This is a genomic window from Streptomyces sp. NPDC006296, from assembly GCF_040613235.1.
GTDB lineage: Bacteria > Actinomycetota > Actinomycetes > Streptomycetales > Streptomycetaceae > Streptomyces.
The window spans coordinates 12,945-34,362 of the sequence record NZ_JBEXRT010000009.1; the positions used below are offsets into that span (position 1 = coordinate 12,945).

Here is a 21,418-nt window from a genome sequence, read left to right on the forward strand (position 1 = left end):
GGCCCGCCCCCACATGCTCACCTCACTCCGCCGGCCCTGGAGGCTCCGGCTGTTCCGGCGGACCCGGCTGCTCCGGCGGCTCCGCGGGAGCCTTCGGCGGCCGGCCCCGGCGGGCGATCGGAGCCGCCCCGCCCGGCAGCCGGCCCGCCTCCGCCAGGGCCCGTCGCAGCAGGAACTCGATCTGCGCGTTCGCGCTGCGCAGTTCGTCCGAGGCCCAGCGGGCCAGGGCGTCGTGCACCGCGGGATCCAGCCGGAGCAGCATCTGCTTGCGGGCGGAGCCGCGCCGGGGCGTCCGGCCGGGGGGAGGGGCCGCGTCGTCGGTCACTGGTAGAGCGAGCCCGTGTTCAGGACCGGCTGGGCCGCGCGGTCGCCGCACAGGACCACCATCAGGTTGCTGACCATCGCCGCCTTGCGCTCGGAGTCGAGCTCGACGATGTCCTGCTCCGCGATCCTGGTCAGCGCCATCTCGACCATGCCGACCGCGCCCTCGACGATCTGCTGACGGGCGGCGACGACCGCACCGGCCTGCTGGCGCTGGAGCATCGCCGAGGCGATCTCGGGGGCGTACGCGAGGTGGCTGAACCGGGACTCGATGATCCGCACACCGGCCGCCTGCACCCGGGCGGTGAGCTCGACCGCGAGCTTCTCGGTGATCTCCTCGGCGTTGCCGCGCAGCGAGAGCCCGCCCTCCTCGTGGGCGTCGTACGGGTACTCGATGGCGATGTGCCGGACGGCCGACTCGGTCTGGGTGGCGACGAACTCAAGGAAGTCGTCGACCTCGAAGAGCGCCTGCGCGGTGTCCTCGACCTTCCAGACGACGATCGCGGCGAGCTCGATCGGGTTGCCGTAGGCGTCGTTGACCTTCAGGACCGCCGTCTCGTGGTTGCGGACCCGGGTGGAGATCTTCCGGCTGGAGGTCAGCGGGTTGATCCAGCGCAGCCCGTCCGCCCGGATCGTGCCGACGTAGCGGCCGAAGAGCTGGATGACCCGGGCCTCGCCCGGAGCGACCATCTTCACACCGCTCATGCAGAAGAACGAGGCGATGGACAGGAGCAGCCCGAGGATGACGAGCGGGACGCCGACGCCGTTGTGCCCGTCGGAGCCGAGGACCCCGCCGACGATGGCCAGGGCCACGCCGAGGAACACCCCGAAGACGGTCAGCAGGAGCCCGAGGCCGCCCGGGATGGAGTGGGCGACCGTCTCCCTGACCTGCGGTGCGGGCATCTCGGGAGCGTCCGGCGTCAGATCGGCGCCGGGGCCGTTCACGTCGGGAAGGTCGTGCGGTGCGGACATGGATCCCCCGTTCCGGCGGCTGGTCGCCGCGCTAGCAATGTGATTTCACATTATCGTGTCTCGCAACCCTGCGCATCCCCCGCGAGTCGGTTCCTTCAGGACCGGGTGCTGATTCTCACGTCCGGAAAAGACCGGATCGTCTGCCATTTGTCCGGTCTCCCGGTGTTAGCTGGCAGGTCTGACCGGAGCGGTACGAGCGGACGAACAGGAGCACCACGGCGATGGGTCGAGCGGATGCGCGGCGAGCCCGGGGGCGGGACGCCCGCGGGGCCGAGGGCGGCGGACGGCGCCGGCTCTTCACCTGGCGGAAGGTCCTGGGCACGTTCTTCGGCCTCTGCCTGCTCGGCATGGGGGCCCTCGCGGCGCTCTACCTGTACGTCGACGTGCCGGCGGCCAACGCCCAGGCCGAGAAGCAGAGCAACGTCTACCGGTACAGCGACGGCACACTCCTGGCCCGGAGCAACTCCGAGGTCAACCGGGAGATAGTCGACCTCGGCGTCGTCCCCGGAAGCGTCCGGCACGCTTTCGTCGCCGCCGAGAACAAGTCCTTCTACCGGGACCGGGGCGTCGACCTCAAGGGCACCGTGCGCGGCCTGTTCAACACGGTCTCCGGCAAGGGCAAGCAGGGCGGATCCACGATCACCCAGCAGTACGTGAAGAACTACTACCTCACACAGGACCGGACGGTCACCCGCAAGCTCAAGGAACTGGTGATCTCCCTCAAGGTCGACCAGCGCATGGAGAAGGACGACATCCTCGCCGGGTACCTCAACACCGTGTACTACGGGCGCGGCGCGAGCGGCATACAGGCGGCGGCCCAGGCCTACTACGGCATCGACGCCAAGGACCTCGACACCTCCCAGGGCGCCTACCTCGCGGCCCTGCTCCAGGCCCCCAGCCAGTACGACTGGGCGAACGCGACCCCCACCGGCAAGAAGCTCGTCAAGGCGCGCTGGGCCTACACCCTGGACAACATGGTCGACGAGGGCTGGCTCGACCGGGCCGAGCGGGACCGGATGACGTTCCCCGTGCCCAGGGCGCCCAAGGCCGCCCCCGGCATGGAAGGGCAGACCGGCTACCTCGTCGAGGCCGCGAACGACGAGATGAAGCGGCAGGGCGTCACCGACGAGATGCTCGACGCCGGCGGCTGGACCATCACCCTCAACATCGACAAGAAGCGGCAGAAGCAGCTGGAGAAGGCGGTCGACCGCCAGCTGGAGAGCCACCTCGACCGCAAGGGCAACAAGGTCGACGCGACCGTCCAGGCCGGTGCCACGTCGGTGGACCCGAAGACCGGCAGGGTCGTCGCGCTGTACGGCGGTGTCGGCGCCACCGAGCACTGGTACAACAACGCCACCCGGCAGGACTACCAGCCCGCCTCCACCTTCAAGCCGCTGGTGCTCGCCTCCGCGCTGGAGAACGGGTCGACCGACCGGAACGGCGACCTGATCGGTCTGAACACCGTCTACGACGGCACCAGCAGGCGCCCGGTCGTCGGCAGCGACACCCCGTTCGCCCCGCAGAACGAGGACGACATCAGCTACGACCACCCGACCGTCCAGCGGGCCATGGACAAGTCGATCAACTCCGTCTTCGCGCAGATGGTCGTCGACGTGACCCCGGCCGCCGTCAAGAAGACCGCGCTCGGCATGGGCGTACCGGACAAGAACTTCCCCGAGCGGCCCGCGATCACGCTCGGCACCATGAACGCCTCGACCTGGGACATGGCTGGGGTGTACGCCACCCTCGACCACCACGGCAAGAAGGTCACCCCGACCATCGTGAAGTCCGCCGAGCACCGCGACCGCACGATGGAGCCCGTCGACGGGGTGGGCGGCCAGGTGATCAGCCGGTCCTCCGCCGACACCGTGACGAAGTCGCTGACCGAGGTCGTCGACATCGGCTCCGGACACGAGGCCGACACCTCCGCCTACGACGCCGCGGGCAAGACCGGCACCTCAGAGAACAACAAGGCGGCCTGGTTCGCCGCCTACACCCCGGAGCTCTCCACGGTGGTCGCGCTCTACGGCGAATCGCCCGAGGAGGGCGGCGGACAGGTCAGCCTCACCGGCACGGCCAACTCCGGCCGGGCCAACGGCGGCGGGTTCCCGGCGAAGATCTGGGCCGACTACACCCGGGACGCACTCGGCGCGGGCCCCAACGCCGCCTTCGACCTCCAGGGGATCGAACGCGGTGAGACGGCCGCGCCCCCGACGCCCAGCGCGACGCCCACCCCGTCGAGGACCCCGTCCGCGACACCCAGCGAGACGCCCACCCCGTCCGAGACCCCGTCCGCGACGCCCAGCGAGACGCCGACCCCGTCCGGCACCCCGAGCGGAACACCCACCGCCACGCCGAGCGGGACCCCCAGCACCACCAAGGACCCCACCGACGGGGCCCAGCCGCCGGGCGAGCGGCCGGGAGCCGCCGACGGCCCGCCGGTCCCGTAACGGCGACGGCCGCGGCGACGACAGCGACGAGGGGCGGGTGCCGGCCGGCACCCGCCCCTCGTCACCGTCCTACGGCCCCGCCCTCAGGGGGTGGCCATCTCGAACCAGACCACCTTGCCCGTCGACAGCCGGGTCGCCCCCCACCGCCGGGCCAGCCGGTTGACCAGGAACAGGCCGCGCCCGCCCTCGTCCGTCTCACGGGCCCGCCGCTGCCGGGGCAGCTGCGGGGCGTCGTCGCCGACCTCGCAGCGCAGGATGTCCGTACGCAGCAGCCGCAGCGTCACCGGACGCTCCGCGTAGCGCACGGCATTGGTCACCACCTCGCTGACCAGGAGCTCCACCTCGTCCGAGAGGTCCTCCAGACCCCACCGGCTCAGCGCCCTGCGGGCCAGCCTGCGCGCCCGCCCGGGCGCCGCGTCCTCCGGCTCCAGGAACCAGTACGCGACGTCGCTCGGCGCGATCCCGTCGAACCGGGCGGCCAGCAGCGCGATGTCGTCGTCCCGGTCGCCCGGACCCAGCATGTCCAGCACGTCGTCGCAGAGCGCCTCCAGCGGCGGCGAGTGGTCCGGCCCGGTCAGCTGCGCGGTGGTCGCGAGCCGCTCCCGCAGGATCTCGATCCCCGTCCAGACGTCCCGCAGCCGCGACTCCACCAGCCCGTCCGTGTACAGCAGCAGCGTGGCACCGGCCGGCGCGTCCAGCTCCACGGCCTCGAAGTCGACCCCGCCGACACCGATCGGCGCACCCGGCGGCACCCGCAGCACCTCCGCACGGCCGCCCAGATGGAGCAGCACGGGCGGCGGATGGCCGGCGTTGGCGATGGTGATGCGGTGCGCGACGGGGTCGTACACCGCGTACAGGCAGGTCGCCATGCGGTCGCTGCCGAGCCGCTGCGCCTGCTCGTCCAGATGGTGCAGGACCTCCTGCGGAGGCAGGTCGAGGCCGGCCAGGGTCTGCGCGGTGGTGCGCAGCTGGCCCATGATCGCCGCGGAGGTCATGGAGTGGCCCATCACGTCGCCGACGACCAGCGCTACCCGGCTGCCGGGCAGCGGGATCGCGTCGTACCAGTCACCGCCCACCCGCGCCGTCTCGGCGGCCGGGAGGTAGCGCGAGGCCAGCCGCACACCCGTCGGCTGGGGCAGCGAGTCGGGCAGCATCGTGCGCTGCAGCTCGTCGGCGATGTACGCCTCGCGGCCGTACAGCACCGCCTTGTCGATGCCCAGCGCGGTGTGCGTGGCCAACTGCGCCGCGACCAGGAGGTCGTTCGCCTCGAACGGCGGCCGCTCCGTGCCGCGCAGGAAGACCGCCGCACCGATGACCCGGCGGCGGCCGCGCAGCGGGGCCAGGATCGCGCGGTGCCCGGTCGGCACCGTCCGCCCCGCCCCCAGCAGCTCGGGCAGGGCGACCCGCGCCGCGGCCGAGTCCCCGAAGACCGGCCGCACCCCGCGCAGCACCTCGTCGAGCGCGCCGCCCGCCCGGATCTCGCACAGATCGGCGGCGGGCAGCAGCCCCGCCTGCGAACCGGCGACGGGCAGCCGCAGCCGCTCGCCCTCCGGCCCGCCGTCGTTGTCCTCGTCGGTCAGCCGCAGCCGGTCGGTGCGCCGCAGCCGCAGGACGAACGGGGTGGCCGGCCGTTCGTCGCCCACGGGGAGCGGATCGCGGAGGTACACGAGTATGGCGTCGGAGAACGTGGGCACGCTCGCCCGGCACAGACCCAGGACGATCTCGTCCAGGTCTATGCCCCGCGCGATCCGGCGGGTCGCCGCGCCGACGAAGCGCAGCCGGTCACCCTCGCGGCGGGACACCGCCTGGGAGTCGGCGGCCGGTCCGTCCACCGCGCCGGGCACCGGATTGGGCACCGCGTTCGGCACCGGGCCCTTCGCCGTGGCGGGCGCGGGCGAGGGACCGGGGATCGCGGCGGTGGCAGCGGGACCCGACGGGGCCTCCTCCTGCCGGGGCCGGGCACGTTCCTGCGACCGGGCGGCGAGAGGCTGCCGGCCTTCGTGTGAGGTGGGGTGCTCCGTCACGCGTGGGATTCCGTCCGTCCGGGCCGGTTGTATGAGGCAATCACCTCGGGGGGCTGCGCCACTGTGCCCCGGCGAGAGCGGTGAGAACAACGGCTGTCACCGAATGCCCTCGGAAAAGGGGCCGAAACCGTACGCCCGGCGAGGTGGCCGGTACCCGGTCTCCCGATGGCCGGGCAGCGGACAGCGAGCATGTCTCCACCCCCTCGCAGTGGTTCGTGCGCCGGCCCGCCCCATCCGGTTTCGTGGACCGGGTGACTCGTACGACGCGTTCGGTGACTGGTGGTCAGACCCCGGACCGGTCGCGCCGGTTGTGGCCTGTCGTCCGGCGGAGCGGTTCTGGAAGGCGATCCTACGTTTGCCCCCTGGGGTGCACCAAGGGTCTCACGACGGGGTGGCGGCGGGGGTGCGGTCCCAGTCATCAGGCAGCGGCGGGACCTGCCACCCGGGGTCCGGACGCCAGTGCTCCCAGCCGTCGCTGAACGGCGCGCCCCACCGCTGGATCACCTCGACGGCCGCCAGCCCCGCCTCGCGCACCCGCCGGGCGGTGGCCCGGTCCATCAGCCCGACCCGCTGCGCCTGCGCGAACTCGTCCTCGTCCAGCCACTCCCAGCTGTGGTCGGGACGCACGGAGATGTCCAGGAAGTGGTCCTGCGAATCCACTCCGCCCGCCCAGCGTGACCTGGGCTCCTCCAGGTTGACGTACCAGTTGCGGAAGAGCCAGCCGCGGTCCCAGAACAGCCAGACCGACCAGGGCTCGCCCGGCCGCGCGAGCTTCAGGACGCCCGATCCGAACCACCGGGAACGCACCGTCGTGCGGGGGCGGGTGTACCGGGTGGCGAGCGGCTCGGCGTGCACCTGGGTGCCGTCGGCGAGCACCGGCCGCACGCACTCGGTGCCGGACGCCATCCATACCGCCAGCAGTTCGTCGGTGTCCTGCACGACGGTGACCGGCCGGCAGATGTGGACCGCGCTGCCCCCGCCGTCACCCGGCTCACCGTTGGCCCGGTAGCGCCAGAGGATCCGTTCTCCCGGCGCCCAGCGCACGCCGTCCCCCGCACCCGCTCCGGAGCCTGCTCCCGTACCCGCTTCCGTCGCTGTCATGAAGAGATCTTAGTGACGCGCCCGCCGGCACGGTGCGTTACGCGTCACGGCCTGGTCATGCGCAGCACGTCCAGCGCCTCGTCGAGCTGCTCCGCCGTCAGGAGGCCCCGCTCGACGTAGCCGCCGGCCAGCACGGTCTCCCGGATCGTGGTGCCCTCGGCCAGGGACTTCTTGGCGACCTTCGCCGCCTCCTCGTAGCCGAGGTACCGGTTCAGCGGGGTGACGACCGAGGGCGAGGACTCCGCGTAGCGCCGGGCCCGTTCCACGTCGGCGGTGATGCCGTCGACCGTGCGGTCGGCCAGCAGGCGGGAGGCGTTGGCGAGCAGCCGCACCGACTCCAGCAGGTTCTTCGCGATGACCGGGAGCATCACGTTGAGCTCGAAGTTGCCGGCCGCCCCGGCGGCGGCGACCGTGGCGTCGTTGCCCGTCACCTGCGCCGCCACCATCAGCACGGCCTCGGGGATCACCGGATTCACCTTGCCCGGCATGATCGACGAACCGGGCTGCAGGTCGGGAAGGGTGATCTCGGCCAGCCCGGTGCGGGGGCCGGAGGCCATCCAGCGCAGGTCGTTGGAGATCTTGGTGAGCGACACGGCGACGGTGCGGAGCTGGCCCGAGGTCTCCACGAGCCCGTCCCGGGCGCCCTGCGCCTCGAAGTGGTCGCGGGCCTCCGTCAGCGGCAGGCCGGTCGTGCGGGCCACCTCCGCGATCACCGCGGCGGAGAAGCCGGGCGGCGTGTTGATGCCGGTCCCCACCGCGGTCCCGCCGAGGGGGAGTTCGGCGAGACGGGGCAGCGAGGCGCGCAGCCGCTCGACGCCGTGGCGGATCTGCGCCGCGTACCCGCCGAACTCCTGGCCCAGGGTGACGGGCGTGGCGTCCATCAGATGCGTACGGCCCGACTTCACGACCTCCGAGAATTCGGCCGATTTCCGCTCCAGGGACTCGCCCAGATGTTCGAGCGCGGGGACGAGATCGGCGGTGACGGCCGCCGTCGCCGCGATGTGGATGGACGACGGGAACACGTCGTTCGAGGACTGCGAGGCGTTGACGTGGTCGTTGGGGTGGACCTCACGTCCCAGCCGCTCGGTGGCCAGGGTGGCCACCACCTCGTTGGTGTTCATGTGGGAGGACGTGCCCGAACCCGTCTGGAACACGTCGACGGGGAAGTGCTCGTCCCAGCGGCCCGCCGCGACCTCCGCCGCGGCCTCCCCGATCGCCTCCGCGATGTCCGGATCCAGTACCCCCAGCTCGGCGTTGACCTTGGCCGCCGCCGCCTTGATCCGCGCCAGGGCCTCGATGTGCGCCCGCTCCAGCCGCTGCCCCGAGACGGGGAAGTTCTCCACCGCGCGCTGCGTCTGGGCCCGCCACTTGGCGTGCGCGGGCACCCTCACCTCACCCATCGAGTCGTGCTCGACGCGGTACGCCGTCTCCCGGTCCGGTCCGTCCATGGTGTTCGACCTCCTGATGCGGGTCAGCGCGGGGTGCGCCCGGCCTATTCCCGGGCGCCGTCCGCCAGAAGGTATCCGCAGCGCGCTCCCCGCCGGGCGCCCCGCCGCGCACCCGGCGGGTCGGGCGCCGGGGACACGGCGAGGGGTGTCCGACCCGCGGGCCGGACACCCCTCGTGCTCCCGGTGCGGGTCAGCCGAGGCCGGGGCCGCGGACCGGGATGCTGGTGAACGTCGGCGCCGGGGCGGGCTCGGTGAAGAAGTCGTTGCCCTTGTCGTCGACCACGACGAACGCGGGGAAGTCCTCGACCTCGATCCGCCAGACGGCCTCCATGCCGAGCTCCTCGTACTCGACGACCTCGACCTTCTTGATGCAGTCCTGGGCCAGCCGGGCGGCGGGGCCGCCGATCGAGCCGAGGTAGAAGCCGCCGTGCGCGCCGCACGCGTCCGTCACCTGCTTGGACCGGTTGCCCTTCGCGAGCATCACCTTGGAGCCGCCCGCCGCCTGGAACTGGGCGACGTAGCTGTCCATACGGCCGGCCGTGGTCGGGCCGAAGGAGCCGGAGGCGTATCCCTCGGGGGTCTTCGCCGGGCCCGCGTAGTACACCGGGTGGTCCTTGAGGTACTGCGGCATCTCCTCGCCCGCGTCCAGCCGCTCCTTGATCTTGGCGTGCGCGATGTCGCGCGCCACGACCAGCGGACCGGTCAGCGAGAGCCGGGTCTTGACCGGGTACTTGGTCAGCTCGGCGAGGATCTCGTCCATCGGCCGGTTGAGGTCGATGCGCACCACGTCGCCGGACTCGTCCAGCTGCTCGTCGGTGGTGTCCGGGAGGAAACGCGCCGGGTCCTTCTCCAGCTGCTCCAGGAACACGCCCTCGGCGGTGATCTTCGCGGTCGCCTGGCGGTCGGCCGAGCAGGACACGGCGATCGCGACGGGCAGCGAGGCGCCGTGCCGGGGGAGGCGCACCACCCGCACGTCGTGGCAGAAGTACTTGCCGCCGAACTGGGCGCCGATGCCGATCCGCTGGGTCAGCTCGAAGACCTTCTGCTCCAGCTCCCGGTCCCGGAAGCCGTGGCCGGTCGGGGACCCCTCGGCGGGCAGCTCGTCGAGGTAGTGCGCGGAGGCGTACTTCGCGGTCTTCAGCGCGAACTCGGCCGAGGTGCCGCCGACGACGATCGCCAGGTGGTAAGGCGGGCAGGCCGCCGTGCCCAGCGAACGGATCTTCTCCTCCAGGAACGTCATCATGGAGGCCTCGTTGAGGACCGCCTTCGTCTCCTGGTAGAGGAAGGACTTGTTGGCCGAGCCGCCGCCCTTGGCCATGAAGAGGAACTTGTAGGCGCCGCCGTCCGTCGCGTACAGCTCGATCTGCGCGGGGAGGTTCGAGCCGGTGTTCTTCTCGTCCCACATGGTCAGCGGGGCCATCTGCGAGTAGCGCAGGTTGAGCTCGGTGTACGCGTCGAAGATGCCGTGCGACAGGGCCTCCTCGTCGCCGCCCTCGGTCAGCACGTTCTGCCCGCGCTTGCCCATGACGATCGCCGTGCCGGTGTCCTGGCACATCGGGAGGACGCCCGCGGCGGCGATGTTCGCGTTCTTCAGGAGGTCCAGCGCGACGAACTTGTCGTTCGACGAGGCCTCCGGGTCGTCCACGATGCGGCGCAGCTGCGCCAGGTGCGCGGGGCGCAGGTAGTGGGAGATGTCGTGCATCGCCTCGGCCGCGAGGGTGCGCAGGGCCTCCGGATCGACCTTGAGGAACGTACGGCCGTCGGCCTCGAAGGTCGAGACGCCCTCGGCGGTCACCAGCCGGTACGGCGTGGTGTCCTCTCCCAGGGGAAGCAGATCGGAGTACGCAAACTCTGGCATTTCGGCCATTCCTCACTCGGCGACAGCGGCTGACCTCCCTCGGGCAGCGCATCCACCAGGGTAGGACCCCCGGGGTGCGCCGGGCCTGTGAGGTAAGGCTCACCCGGCCGCCCGGTCCGGGACCGTAATCGCGGCGGGGCCGGTGAGGCACTGGTCGCGATCTATCGCGTTTCGGTACCCTGGGCCGGTGGACCTCGAGAAGCAGCCTCAGCAGCCCGTCGCACCGGCCGGTCCCGCGCCCGCCGGAATCCGCGCTTCCGACGCGGACCGCGACCGGATCGCGGACATCCTGCGGGAGGCCGTGGCCGAGGGCCGGCTGACGGCCGAGGAGCACGCCGAGCGGGTCGACCTGGTCTACCGGGCGAAGACCGTCGGTGAACTGGCGCCGCTGGTCCAGGATCTGCCGGCGCCGGGCGGCGCCGCCCGGCAGACCCTGCCGTCCTACGGGCACGGCCCCGGGGAGCCGGCCGGGCCCGCCGAGAACCTGGTCGCCGTCTTCAGCAGCTCGACCCGCAGGGGCCGTTGGCGCGTCGGCGGCCGCACGAACGCCTTCTCGCTCTTCGGCAGCGTCGAGATCGACCTGACCGAGGCGCTGTTCGGCCAGCGCCTGTCGGTCGTCAACGCGACCTCCATCTTCGGCAGCGTCGAGATCAAGGTCCCCGAGAACATCTCGCTGCGCGGCGGCGGGACGGGCGTTTTCGGCAATTTCGAGGTCGACACCCTGGAATCGGCCGACCCGGAGGCGCCGGTCGTGGTCGTGAACGGCTATTCGGTGTTCGGGCACGTCGAGGCGAAGCCCAAGCGCGGCAAGGTCATCGCCAACCTCCACCGGCAGCTGCGCAAACACCTCGGACACTGAGGGCGGGGCGGCGGGGGAGCGGCCGGTTCAGGCCGGTCGCCGGTGCGGCCTCCGCGCGGCGGCCGTGCGCGACGACGCCACTCAGTGCATAGGCGTGCGCACAGTGGGTAGGGAGGCTGCATCGCCTCTCGCTCACGAAGCCCCAAGACGTCGTCAGGAGTGGACCGTGCAGCACACGCCGCATCAGCCCCTGCAGGCCGCCGCCGTGCCCTCCCAGCGCACTCCCGTGCGGGAGGAGCAGGCGGGCCCCTGGCATGCGGAGGCGGTGTGCCGCCGGGACGAAGCCGGGCTGTTCTTCGCCCCGTCGAAGGAGCCGACCGCCTCCCGGCTCTCCCGTGAGGAGGCCGCGAAGCAGGTCTGTGCCCGATGTCCGGTGATGGTGGACTGCCGGGAGCACGCACTCGTCCAGCCCGAGCCCTACGGGGTCTGGGGCGGCCTCACCGCGGCCGAGCGCCGTGTGGTGCTCGCGCGGCGCCGCCGACGCGACATCGAGCTCAAGAGCACGGCCTCGGCGGGACGCATAGCCGCCGCGGGCTGAGCCCCGTGCGTACACGGAGGGGAGCCGCCCGGCCCGGGCGGCTCCCCTCCGTGCGTGCCGGGACTACTTCGCGCGGTCGAAGTCGATCGCGCTGTAGGCGCGGAGCTTCGAGAGCCGGTGCGTCGAGTCGATCCTGCGGATCGTGCCCGACTTGGACCGCATCACCAGGGAGTCCGTGGTGGCCGTCTCCGAGCGGTACCGCACACCGCGCAGGAGTTCGCCGTCGGTGATCCCGGTGGCGACGAAGAACACGTTGTCGCCGCCGACCAGGTCGTCCGTCGACAGGACCCGGTCCAGGTCGTGCCCGGCGTCGAGCGCGCGCCGCCGCTCGGCCTCGTCCTTGGGCCAGAGCTTGCCCTGGATGACACCGCCCAGGCACTTTATGGCGCAGGCCGAGATGATGCCCTCGGGGGTGCCGCCGATGCCCATGAGCAGGTCGACGCCGGTCCCCTCGCGGGCGGCCATGATCGATCCCGCGACGTCGCCGTCGGAGATGAACTTGATCCGGGCGCCGGTCTCCCGGATCTCCTTGACGACGCCGTCGTGCCGAGGCCGGTCCAGGATGACGACGGTGACGTCCTCGGGGGCGGAGTTCTTGGCCTTCGCCACGCGCCGGATGTTCACCGACACGGGGGCGTTGATGTCGACGAAGTCGGCGGCCTCGGGGCCGGTGACCAGCTTGTCCATGTAGAACACCGCGGACGGGTCGAACATCGCGCCGCGGTCCGCGGCCGCCAGGACGGCGATCGCGTTGGGCATGCCCTTGGCGTTGAGCGTGGTGCCGTCGATCGGGTCGACGGCGATGTCGACCTCCGCTCCGGTGCCGTCGCCGACGCGCTCGCCGTTGAACAGCATGGGGGCTTCGTCCTTCTCGCCCTCGCCGATGACGACGACGCCGTTCATCGACACGGTGGAGACGAGCGTGCGCATGGCCTTCACGGCGGCACCGTCGGCGCCGATCTTGTCGCCGCGGCCGACCCAGCGCCCGGCGGCCATGGCGGCGGCCTCGGTGACCCGCACCAGCTCCAGGGCCAGGTTGCGGTCGGGGGCCTCCGGGGAGACCTCGAGCTGGGACGGCAGATGATGCTCGGACATCGGAGCGCACCTTTCTGTACGACGACGACCGGAAAAGAGGGTGCTGTGACTCTATCGGTAGGTCGATAAAATGAGCAGACCGGGTCACTTATGAGCAGACGCCCGCCGATCGGGCGCGCGAGGGCTCATGCCACCATTGAGTCCGTGGCAAGCAAGCGAGGCAAGCAGACCGTCCGGGACATGATCCTGTCGATGCTCGTGATCACCGCAGTGGCGGGCGTCGTCTACGTCTTCATCCCGCACGACGACAAGGCCGACCCGATCAAGGCGGTCGACTACCGCGTCGAGCTCGCCACGGCCCGCCGTGCCGCGCCGTACCCGGTCGCGGCCCCGGACGGCCTGTCGAAGGGGTGGAAGCCGACCTCCGTCTCGTACGAGGGGCAGAACGGCGCCGGATGGCACCTGGGCTTCCTCGACCCCGACCAGAGGTACGTCGCCGTGGAGCAGTCCACGGCCCCGGCGAAGAAGTACGTGCCCCAGGTCAGCCGTGACGCCGAGGACACCGGACGCACCCGTGAGGTGTCGGGCCGGGCCTGGGAGGTCTGGGAGGGGCCGAAGTACGACGCCCTTGTGCTGCACGCCGAGGGTGTGACCACGGTGGTGACGGGCTCCGCCCCGACGGACCGGCTCGCGGAGATGGCCGCCGCGCTGAAGACGGACCCGGCGGCCCCCGCCACCGCCTCGGAGACCCCCGCCACCGCTTCCTGACGGCAGGCGCCGCCGCCCCGTCCGGGAGAGGGTGGCCGCCGGAACCACGAGGGCCCCGCGACGCTCGGCGTCGCGGGGCCCTCGATGCTCCGGTGGGGTGAACGGGCCCGGCCGTGACCGGGATCCGCCCGCCCCTCGGCGCGGAGTCGGGCGGCGGGATCAGACGGTGGTGACGACCTCGTCGTACGACAGGCGCGGCAGGCGCGGGAACCAGGCGTCCTCGCCCGGCTTGCCGATGTTGACGGCCATGAGCAGCTTGTGGTCGCCGTCCAGGAACTCCTTCTCGATGCCCGCGGCGTCGAAGCCGGTCATCGGGCCGGCGGCCAGGCCGGCGGCGCGGACGCCGATGATGAAGTAGGCGGCCTGGAGCGCGGCGTTCAGCCCGGCGGACTGCTCGCGGACCGGGCGCTCGGAGAAGAACGCGTCCTTGGCCTGCGGGAAGTGCGGCATGAGGGCCGGCAGTTCCTCGTGGAACTCGTGGTCCGCGACGAGGAGCGCGACCAGCGGGGCGGTGGAGGTCTTCGGGCGGTTGCCCTCGGCCATGTGCGCGACCAGACGCTCGCGGGCCTCGGCCGAACGGACCAGCACGACGCGCAGCGGCGACTGGTTGAAGGCGGTGGGGCCGTACTTGACCAGGTCGTAGATCGCCTGGACCTGCTCGTCGGTCACCGGCTCGTCGGTGAACGTGTTGGCAGTGCGGGCCTCGCGGAAGAGGAGGTCCTGGGCGGCGGGGTCAAGAACGAGGGACATCGGGGGCGTTACCTTCCGGACGGATGCGTCGAGCGATGTGATCACCGTAACCGGGGAATAGATTAAGGTTCAACTAAATCCGTCCCGAAGTGATCCACTGCACAGAGGCGACTGCGATGTCCTGCGATGTCCTGGGGCAGACGGCGGTGTCCCGGTGCGCCCGCGGGACCCGTGCGGTGGACCGCGGGCTCCGCGCATCCCGGGGGTCCCCCACGACGCCCGGGGGTGTCCCCGCGGCCCGGAGGTGCTCAGCGGCGCGGCGGTGTCCCGCGACGCCCGAGGGCCTCCCGGCGCCCGGCCTGCGCCCGGCCGTCTCCCGCGGTGTCCTGCTCGGGGCCGGTCCGAGGCCGTGCCCGCGGGCCGGCCCCGGAGGGCCGTGGCTCAGTCCCCGTCCCGCTCCTGGTTGTCGTCCCCGTCCCCGCGCCCGTCGGCGGAGGGCTCCTCGGGGCGGGCCAGCGCCGCGTCCAGCCGGGCGCGCGCGCCCTCCAGCCAGTGCCGGCACACCTTCGCCAGCTCCTCGCCGCGCTCCCACAGGGCCAGCGACTCCTCCAGCGTCGTGCCGCCCGCCTCCAGGCGGCGTACGACCTCGATCAGCTCGTCCCGGGCCTGCTCGTACCCGGGCGTGCCCGTCGCGGCAGCCGTCGTCGTCCCGTCGTCCGTCATGCCGACCACCCTATGCGCGGGCTCCGACAAACCCGGCCGCTGCTCCGCACCCCGCGCAGGCGGACCCGTACCGCACTCCGCGCCGCCGACCCGGGGGCTCACTCCGCGACGCGTACGGTGAACTCGCCCTCGGAGACCCGCGCCCGCAGCTCCGCGCCCGGCGCCCCGGCGTCCGCGGGGGAGCGGACCACATGGCCGTCCGGCCGCTGCAGCACCGCGTACCCCCGCTCCAGGGTCGCCGCAGGGGACAGCGCCACCACCCGGGCCCTGGTGTGCGCGAGCTCCGAGTCGGCGCGGTCCAGCAGGTGCCCGAGCACCCGGCGGCTCCGCCCGGTCAGTGCGTCGATCTCCGCCTCCCGCTCGTCCACCATCCGCTGCGGCCGCTCCATCGAGGACCTGCCGAGCGCGTGCGTCAGCCCTCGCTCCTCCCGGTCGATCAGCCCGCGCACCGTCCGCAGGGCCCGGTCCCGGAACTGCTGGACACGGTCGAGCTCCTCGCCCACGTCCGGCACGACCTTCTTCGCCGCGTCCGTCGGGGTGGACGCCCGCAGGTCCGCCACCAGGTCCAGCAGCGGCGAGTCCGGCTCGTGGCCGATCGCGGAGACCACCGGTGTGCGGCACGCGGCGACCGCACGGATCAGCTCCTCGTCCGAGAACGGCAGCAGGTCCTCGACGCTGCCGCCGCCGCGGGCGACGACGATCACGTCGACCTCCGGCATCCCGTCCAGCTCGCGCACCGCCCCGACCACCTGGTTCACCGCGTGCACCCCCTGCACCGCGGTGTTGCGCACCTCGAAGCGCACCGCGGGCCAGCGCCGTCTGGCGTTCTCCAGCACATCGCGCTCCGCCGCCGAGGCCCGCCCGGAGACCAGGCCGATCAGCTGCGGCAGGAAGGGCAGCGGCTTCTTGCGGTCCAGGGCGAAGAGGCCCTCGGCCGCCAGCGACTTCTTCAGCTGCTCCAGCCGCACCAGCAGCTCGCCGATGCCCACCGGCCGTATCTCCGTGGCCCGCAGGGACAACTGCCCGCGCGGGGCGTACCACTCGGGCTTGGCGAGCACGACCACCCGCGCGCCCTCCGTCACCACGTCCGCGATCCGGTCGAAGACCTGCCGGAAGCAGGTCACGCTCACCGAGATGTCGTGGGACGGGTCGCGCAGCGTCAGGAACACCACGCCGGCACCCGGCCGACGGGACAGCTGGGTGATCTGTCCCTCCACCCAGACCGCGCCGAGCCGGTCGATCCAGCCGCCGATCAGCCGTGACACGTCGCCGACGGGCAGCGGGGCTTCCGGGGACGTAGTGAGAGCCATACGGGCGAGCGTATCGGCCGGGGCGGACAATCAGGCGGCCCGCCGCCCCCACTGCACCGCGAGCAGCACGAGCCCGACGCCCAGCCAGCACAGCCCCACCAGCTGGGCACTCGTCGTCGCCTCCAGGATCACCGCGACCAGCACGGCCGCGCCCACCACCGGCATCAGCACATGGCGCCACCAGCTGGGCGGACCCTCCATCCGGCGTACGGCGAACCAGCCCACCACCGACGCGTGCAGCAGCACGAAGGCGGTGAGCGCGCCGACGTCGACCACCGACACCAGATGGTCGAGCCCGTCGTCCCGCCGGGCCGCCCACACCGCCGCGACCAGCGTCACCACCGCGGCGCCCATGATCGCCACACGCGGCACCCCGGACCTGGCGTCGACCCGGGACAGGAACGAGGGGAGCCTGCGCTCCCGGGCCATCGCGAACACCAGCCGCCCGGCCGCCGCCTGACCGGCCAGCGCCGCGAAGGCCGCGCCGATCGCCTTGCTCACGGCCACCAGGTCGTGCAGCCAGGTCCCGACCGAGGCGTCCACCGTGTCGTAGAACGCGGACCCCTGCTGCACCGGGTCCGCCGCGAGCTCCGCCGAACTCACCGGCTCCAGCAGCGCCGCCAGGTACGACTGGGCGACGAACAGCGCCCCGGCGAGCACCAGGCAGAACAGCACCGCCCGCGCCACCTTCGCCGAGCCCCCCGTCACCTCCTCCGCGAACGAGGCGATCGCGTCGAAGCCCAGGTACGACAGCACCGCCACCGACACCGCCCCCAGCACCGCGGTCATAGAGAACCCGGTGTCCCCGGTGAGCGGCGTCAGCCAGCCGCGCTGCGCCCCGTCCCTGGCCAGCACCACCACGGCCGACACCACGAACACCAGCAGCACCACGATCTCCATGGCGAGCACCGCGAAGCCCACCCTGGCCGCCGCCCGGACGCCCCACAGGTTGAGCAGCGTCGTCACGACGACCGCGATCGCCGTCCACACCCAGCGGGACACCTCGGGGACCAGCGCGTTCATCGCGATCCCCGAGAACAGGTAGGCGACCGCGGGGATGAGCAGGTAGTCCAGCATCGCCATCCAGCCCGCGATGAAACCCGGCCCCTCGCCGAGCCCCTTGCGGGCGTACGCGAAGACCGACCCGGCCAGCGGGGCGACATGGACCATCTGGGCGTAGCTGAACGCGGTGAAGCCCATCACCACCGTCGCCACCAGGTACACCAGCGCCACGGCCCCGTCGGACTTGGCGTCCAGCGTGCCGAACACCCCGACCGGGGCCATGGGGGCGATGAACAGGAGCCCGTAGACCACCAGGTCCCGGAACCCGAGTGTGCGCCGAAGCTTTCCCTCGACCGCGCTGCCGCTGCTGACCGCCATGGAGCCTCCGTCGCTGGATCTGCGTACGCCACAGTCTCCCGACCCCGCCGATCCGGCGCCTGTTCGGTACGGCCTTACGATGGGACGCATGACTGCAACGCCCAGCCCGTCACCCGCCACCGCCGCGAGCGGAGACGCTTCGCGCAGCAGTGGCGACCGCCGTGTCCTGCTCGCCGCTCCCCGCGGATACTGCGCGGGCGTGGACCGCGCCGTGATCGCCGTCGAGAAGGCCCTGGAGCAGTATGGTGCCCCGGTCTACGTCCGCCACGAGATCGTGCACAACAAGTACGTCGTGCAGACCCTCGAGAAGAAGGGCGCGATCTTCGTCGACGTGACCGCGGAGGTGCCCGAGGGCTCCATCGTGATGTTCTCCGCGCACGGGGTCGCCCCGACGGTCCACGCGGAGGCCGCCGAGCGCAAGCTCGCCACGATCGACGCGACCTGCCCGCTGGTCACCAAGGTCCACAAGGAAGCCGTCCGGTACGCCAAGGAGGACTACGACATCCTCCTGATCGGCCACGAGGGCCATGAGGAGGTCATCGGCACCAGCGGTGAGGCCCCCGACCACATCACCCTGGTCGACGGCCCCGACGACGTCGCGAACGTCCAGGTCCGCGACGAGTCCAAGGTCGTCTGGCTCTCCCAGACCACCCTCTCCGTCGACGAGACGATGGAGACCGTCGGGGCGCTCAAGAACAAGTTCCCGAACCTCCTCTCGCCGCCCAGCGACGACATCTGCTACGCCACGCAGAACCGCCAGGTCGCGGTGAAGAAGCTGGCCGAGGACGCCGAACTGGTCATCGTCGTCGGCTCGAAGAACTCCTCCAACTCGATCCGCATGGTCGAGGTCGCCCTCGACGCCGGCGCGCCCGCCGCCCACCTGGTGGACTTCGCCGCCGAGATCGACGAGGCCTGGCTGGAGGGCGTCACCACGGTCGGCCTCACCTCGGGTGCCTCGGTGCCCGACGTCCTGGTCGACGGGGTCCTGGAGTGGCTGGCCGAGCGGGGCTACGCGGACGTGGAGACCGTGAAGACCGCCGACGAGTCCATCACCTTCTCGCTGCCCAAGGAGCTCCGGCGCGACCTCCGTGCCGAGGCCGCCGCACTCGCCGCCGAGTGACCCGGGGCGCGCCCGCTCCCCGGACCGCTCCACCGGATCGCTCCGCCGGGGGAGTGATCCGCGCCACCTGCACGTACCGTGGATCACATGGAGATCTTCGGTGTGGACATCGGTGGTTCAGGGATCAAGGGCGCGCCCGTCGACCTGGACCGCGGAGAGCTGGCGCGGGAGCGCCACAAGGTACTGACACCCCACCCGGCCACGCCCGGGAGCGTGGCCGACGGTGTGGCCGAGGTCGTCGGCCACTTCGACTGGAAGGGCCCGGTCGGCATCACCTTCCCCGGCGTCGTCACCGGCGGCATCACCAGGACCGCGGCCAACGTCGACAAGGGCTGGGTCGACACGGACGCCCGCACGCTGCTGAGCGAGCGCATCGGACAGCCCGTCACGATCCTCAACGACGCCGACGCCGCGGGGGTCGCCGAGATGACCTTCGGCGCGGGCCGTGACCGCAAGGGCACGGTGATCGTGCTGACCCTCGGCACGGGCATCGGCAGCGCGGTCTTCACCGACGGTCAGCTGGTCCCCAACACGGAGCTCGGCCACCTGGAGCTGCACGGCCACGACGCCGAGAAGCGCGCCTCCACGAAGGCCAAGGAGGACGAGGACCTCAGCTGGACCCACTGGGCCCACCGGGTGCAGAAGTACCTGGTCCACGTGGAGATGCTGTTCTCGCCCGAGCTGTTCATCATCGGCGGCGGGGTCAGCCGCAAGGCGGAGAAGTTCCTGCCGCACATCGAACACGTGCGCGCCGAGATGGTCCCGGCCCAGCTGCAGAACAACGCGGGCATCGTCGGAGCGGCCATGGCGGCCGCCGGCCGGTAGGTCCTACGCGCGGGGGCGGCGGTCGCCCCGGTCGGCCCTGGCCAGGTGCCGCTGCCGCTCCCGCATGAGCCGGATCTTCCGCACGGACGCGATGAGCCCCGCGACCAGAGTGCCCCCGTACAGCCAGCCGGCGTGCACGGCGAGCGCGGTCACCACGGCCATCGCCTGCCCGCCGAAGCCCCCGGTGCCCCCGGCCACGGGAATCACCCCGATCGCGAACGCGATGGGCACGATGATCGGGGCGGTCACCAGGTCGGCGGGCCGCACCCAGAGCGCGGTCAGGGCGCTGACGGGCAGGAACAGCACCCCGTACACGACCTCCGAACCGCCGAGGAGCAGCCGGTCCAGGCAGGCCAGCAGGAACATGGCCAGAGCCGCGAAGAGCCCGGCGCCGACGCCCGTCAGCCGGGGGTCGGGGAATCTGCGCAGCGCCATGACCACGGGCGGGACACCGCCGGGCCGGGGACCCCGGCCCTGTCCACGGCCCGCCGGCGGTGCCGGAGCGACCTTCACCGTGCCGGACGGGGCCTCGCCGGGACCGCCGGACCGGGCGGGCCGACCCTGCGGGGGCTGCCTGCGCTGCGGGGTACGTGTCCTCTGCTGCTCCACCCCGACAACCTAGGTCGACGGACCCACTCTTTCGGGGGTTGGACACGCGCTTTGGCCTACCTTGGCGTTGCGTTCGATCCCACACGGCCGAAACCGCACCGTTCGGCCCACGGCCGGCCCCGGTCCCCGCACCCGTGACGGGCCGCCCGGCCCCGCCCGTAAACTGGAGAATCGGCCCACCCACGGGCCCGCCCGCGCAGCCCCTCTCCTCACTCCAGGAAGTCGCCAAAGTGTCGCTCACGATCGGAATCGTCGGCCTGCCGAATGTCGGCAAGTCGACCCTGTTCAACGCCCTGACCAAGAACGACGTGCTGGCGGCCAACTACCCGTTCGCCACCATCGAGCCGAACGTCGGCGTCGTGGGCGTCCCCGACCCCCGCCTGGACACGCTCGCCGGGATCTTCAGCTCGCAGAAGCTGCTCCCCGCCACCGTCGACTTCGTCGACATCGCGGGCATCGTGCGCGGCGCCAGCGAGGGCGAGGGACTGGGCAACAAGTTCCTCGCGAACATCCGCGAGTCCGACGCGATCTGCCAGGTCATCCGCGCCTTCAAGGACGAGAACGTCGTCCACGTCGACGGCAAGGTCTCGCCCAAGGACGACATCGAGACGATCAACACCGAGCTGATCCTGGCCGACCTCCAGTCCGTCGAGAAGGCCGTCCCGCGCCTGACGAAGGAGTCCCGCCTCCAGAAGGACAAGGTCGCCGTCCTGGCCGCGGTCGAGGAGGCCCAGAAGATCCTGGAGGCGGGCGACACCCTCTTCTCGCAGGGCATCACGGCCGGCACCGAGAAGGGCCGCCTCCTCCACGAGCTGCACCTGCTCACGACGAAGCCCTTCCTCTACGTCTTCAACGTCGACGAGGACGAGCTCGTCGACGAGGACTTCAAGAACGAGCAGCGCGCCCTGGTCGCCCCGGCCGAGGCGATCTTCCTCAACGCCAAGATCGAGTCCGAGCTCATCGAGCTCGACGACGACGAGGCCCTGGAGCTCCTCCAGTCGATGGGCCAGGAAGAGCCCGGCCTGGCCACCCTCGGCCGCGTCGGCTTCGACACCCTGGGCCTCCAGACCTACCTCACGGCAGGTCCGAAGGAAGCCCGCGCCTGGACGATCAAGAAGGGCGCCACGGCCCCGGAGGCGGCCGGTGTGATCCACACCGACTTCCAGAAGGGCTTCATCAAGGCCGAGATCGTCTCCTTCGACGACCTCGTCGAGACGGGCTCCGTCGCCGAGGCCCGCGCCAAGGGCAAGGCGCGCATGGAGGGCAAGGACTACGTGATGCAGGACGGCGATGTGGTGGAGTTCCGCTTCAACGTGTAGCGGCTGACACATCGCCACGTCACTGATCTCGAAAACGTGCAGGTCAGAGGGGGTCCGACTCTTCGGGG

General features: G+C 71.9%; 19 protein-coding genes. 7 read left to right on the top strand and 12 right to left on the bottom strand.

The window, feature by feature from the left end; translation table 11 throughout:
• Positions 1–22: 22 nt before the first annotated feature.
• The gene (locus tag ABZ172_RS08590; protein WP_356881579.1) at positions 23–325 is read right to left on the bottom strand and encodes a hypothetical protein; all 303 of its coding nucleotides are present in this window, start codon (positions 323–325) and stop codon (positions 23–25) included.
• Positions 322–1,293 carry an SPFH domain-containing protein gene (locus ABZ172_RS08595; RefSeq protein WP_356881581.1) on the bottom strand — a complete coding sequence of 324 codons (972 nt, stop codon included), beginning with the start codon at positions 1,291–1,293 and terminating at the stop codon, positions 322–324. Before ABZ172_RS08595 ends, ABZ172_RS08590 begins: the two co-directional genes overlap by 4 nt.
• A 221-nt stretch (positions 1,294–1,514) precedes the next feature.
• Here ABZ172_RS08595 and ABZ172_RS08600 point away from each other — a divergent pair, with 221 nt between their 5' ends.
• Positions 1,515–3,743, top strand: a complete 2,229-nt coding sequence (locus ABZ172_RS08600; RefSeq protein ID WP_356881583.1) for a transglycosylase domain-containing protein — start codon at positions 1,515–1,517, stop codon at positions 3,741–3,743.
• A gap of 83 nt (positions 3,744–3,826) precedes the next feature.
• Here the strand turns inward: ABZ172_RS08600 and ABZ172_RS08605 are convergent, their stop codons facing one another.
• The 4 genes from ABZ172_RS08605 to ABZ172_RS08620 form a co-directional block, all read right to left on the bottom strand.
• Positions 3,827–5,767, bottom strand: a complete 1,941-nt coding sequence (locus ABZ172_RS08605) for a SpoIIE family protein phosphatase (protein WP_356881585.1) — start codon at positions 5,765–5,767, stop codon at positions 3,827–3,829.
• A gap of 381 nt (positions 5,768–6,148) precedes the next feature.
• Positions 6,149–6,868 carry a DUF402 domain-containing protein gene (locus ABZ172_RS08610; protein ID WP_356881587.1) on the bottom strand — a complete coding sequence of 240 codons (720 nt, stop codon included), beginning with the start codon at positions 6,866–6,868 and terminating at the stop codon, positions 6,149–6,151.
• Between the two features lie 44 nt (positions 6,869–6,912).
• A complete protein-coding gene (locus tag ABZ172_RS08615) occupies positions 6,913–8,316 on the bottom strand; it encodes a class II fumarate hydratase (RefSeq protein ID WP_356881589.1) in 1,404 nt (467 codons plus the stop codon).
• Between the two features lie 190 nt (positions 8,317–8,506).
• A complete protein-coding gene (locus ABZ172_RS08620; RefSeq protein WP_356881591.1) occupies positions 8,507–10,174 on the bottom strand; it encodes a fumarate hydratase in 1,668 nt (555 codons plus the stop codon).
• Positions 10,175–10,361: 187 nt separating this feature from the next.
• On the opposite strand from ABZ172_RS08620, the gene ABZ172_RS08625 reads away from it, so the two are divergent.
• Together ABZ172_RS08625 and ABZ172_RS08630 are read left to right on the top strand one after the other, a co-directional pair.
• Positions 10,362–11,033, top strand: a complete 672-nt coding sequence (locus tag ABZ172_RS08625; protein ID WP_356881593.1) for a DUF1707 domain-containing protein — start codon at positions 10,362–10,364, stop codon at positions 11,031–11,033.
• Between the two features lie 166 nt (positions 11,034–11,199).
• The gene (locus ABZ172_RS08630) at positions 11,200–11,571 is read left to right on the top strand and encodes a WhiB family transcriptional regulator (protein ID WP_356881595.1); all 372 of its coding nucleotides are present in this window, start codon (positions 11,200–11,202) and stop codon (positions 11,569–11,571) included.
• A 63-nt stretch (positions 11,572–11,634) separates the two neighbouring features.
• On the opposite strand, the gene glpX is transcribed toward ABZ172_RS08630, so the two are convergent.
• Positions 11,635–12,666, bottom strand: a complete 1,032-nt coding sequence (gene glpX / locus ABZ172_RS08635; RefSeq protein ID WP_356881597.1) for a class II fructose-bisphosphatase — start codon at positions 12,664–12,666, stop codon at positions 11,635–11,637.
• A gap of 144 nt (positions 12,667–12,810) precedes the next feature.
• Between glpX and ABZ172_RS08640 the strand changes: the two genes are divergently transcribed.
• The gene (locus tag ABZ172_RS08640; protein ID WP_356881599.1) at positions 12,811–13,374 is read left to right on the top strand and encodes a DUF4245 domain-containing protein; all 564 of its coding nucleotides are present in this window, start codon (positions 12,811–12,813) and stop codon (positions 13,372–13,374) included.
• Positions 13,375–13,533: 159 nt separating this feature from the next.
• Here the strand turns inward: ABZ172_RS08640 and ABZ172_RS08645 are convergent, their stop codons facing one another.
• The 4 genes from ABZ172_RS08645 to ABZ172_RS08660 all read right to left on the bottom strand — a co-directional run bounded on the left by ABZ172_RS08645 (position 13,534) and on the right by ABZ172_RS08660 (position 17,477).
• A complete protein-coding gene (locus ABZ172_RS08645) occupies positions 13,534–14,124 on the bottom strand; it encodes a malonic semialdehyde reductase (protein ID WP_356881601.1) in 591 nt (196 codons plus the stop codon).
• Between the two features lie 381 nt (positions 14,125–14,505).
• Positions 14,506–14,787, bottom strand: coding sequence for an exodeoxyribonuclease VII small subunit (locus tag ABZ172_RS08650; protein ID WP_356881603.1), 282 nt, complete (start codon positions 14,785–14,787; stop codon positions 14,506–14,508).
• A 98-nt stretch (positions 14,788–14,885) separates the two neighbouring features.
• A complete protein-coding gene (gene xseA, locus ABZ172_RS08655) occupies positions 14,886–16,097 on the bottom strand; it encodes an exodeoxyribonuclease VII large subunit (protein ID WP_356881605.1) in 1,212 nt (403 codons plus the stop codon).
• Positions 16,098–16,127: 30 nt separating this feature from the next.
• Positions 16,128–17,477 (bottom strand): APC family permease, encoded by a 1,350-nt coding sequence (locus ABZ172_RS08660; protein WP_356881608.1) that lies wholly within the window; start codon positions 17,475–17,477, stop codon positions 16,128–16,130.
• A gap of 88 nt (positions 17,478–17,565) precedes the next feature.
• On the opposite strand from ABZ172_RS08660, the gene ABZ172_RS08665 reads away from it, so the two are divergent.
• Positions 17,566–18,597 carry a 4-hydroxy-3-methylbut-2-enyl diphosphate reductase gene (locus tag ABZ172_RS08665; protein ID WP_356881610.1) on the top strand — a complete coding sequence of 344 codons (1,032 nt, stop codon included), beginning with the start codon at positions 17,566–17,568 and terminating at the stop codon, positions 18,595–18,597.
• 87 nt (positions 18,598–18,684) lie between these two features.
• A complete protein-coding gene (gene ppgK / locus ABZ172_RS08670) occupies positions 18,685–19,422 on the top strand; it encodes a polyphosphate--glucose phosphotransferase (protein ID WP_356881612.1) in 738 nt (245 codons plus the stop codon).
• Between the two features lie 3 nt (positions 19,423–19,425).
• On the opposite strand, the gene ABZ172_RS08675 is transcribed toward ppgK, so the two are convergent.
• On the bottom strand, positions 19,426–20,031 hold the full coding sequence (locus ABZ172_RS08675; protein ID WP_356881614.1) for a DUF6542 domain-containing protein: 606 nt from the start codon (positions 20,029–20,031) through the stop codon (positions 19,426–19,428).
• A gap of 230 nt (positions 20,032–20,261) precedes the next feature.
• Between ABZ172_RS08675 and ychF the strand changes: the two genes are divergently transcribed.
• On the top strand, positions 20,262–21,350 hold the full coding sequence (ychF, locus tag ABZ172_RS08680) for a redox-regulated ATPase YchF (protein WP_356881616.1): 1,089 nt from the start codon (positions 20,262–20,264) through the stop codon (positions 21,348–21,350).
• Positions 21,351–21,418: the final 68 nt, after the last annotated feature.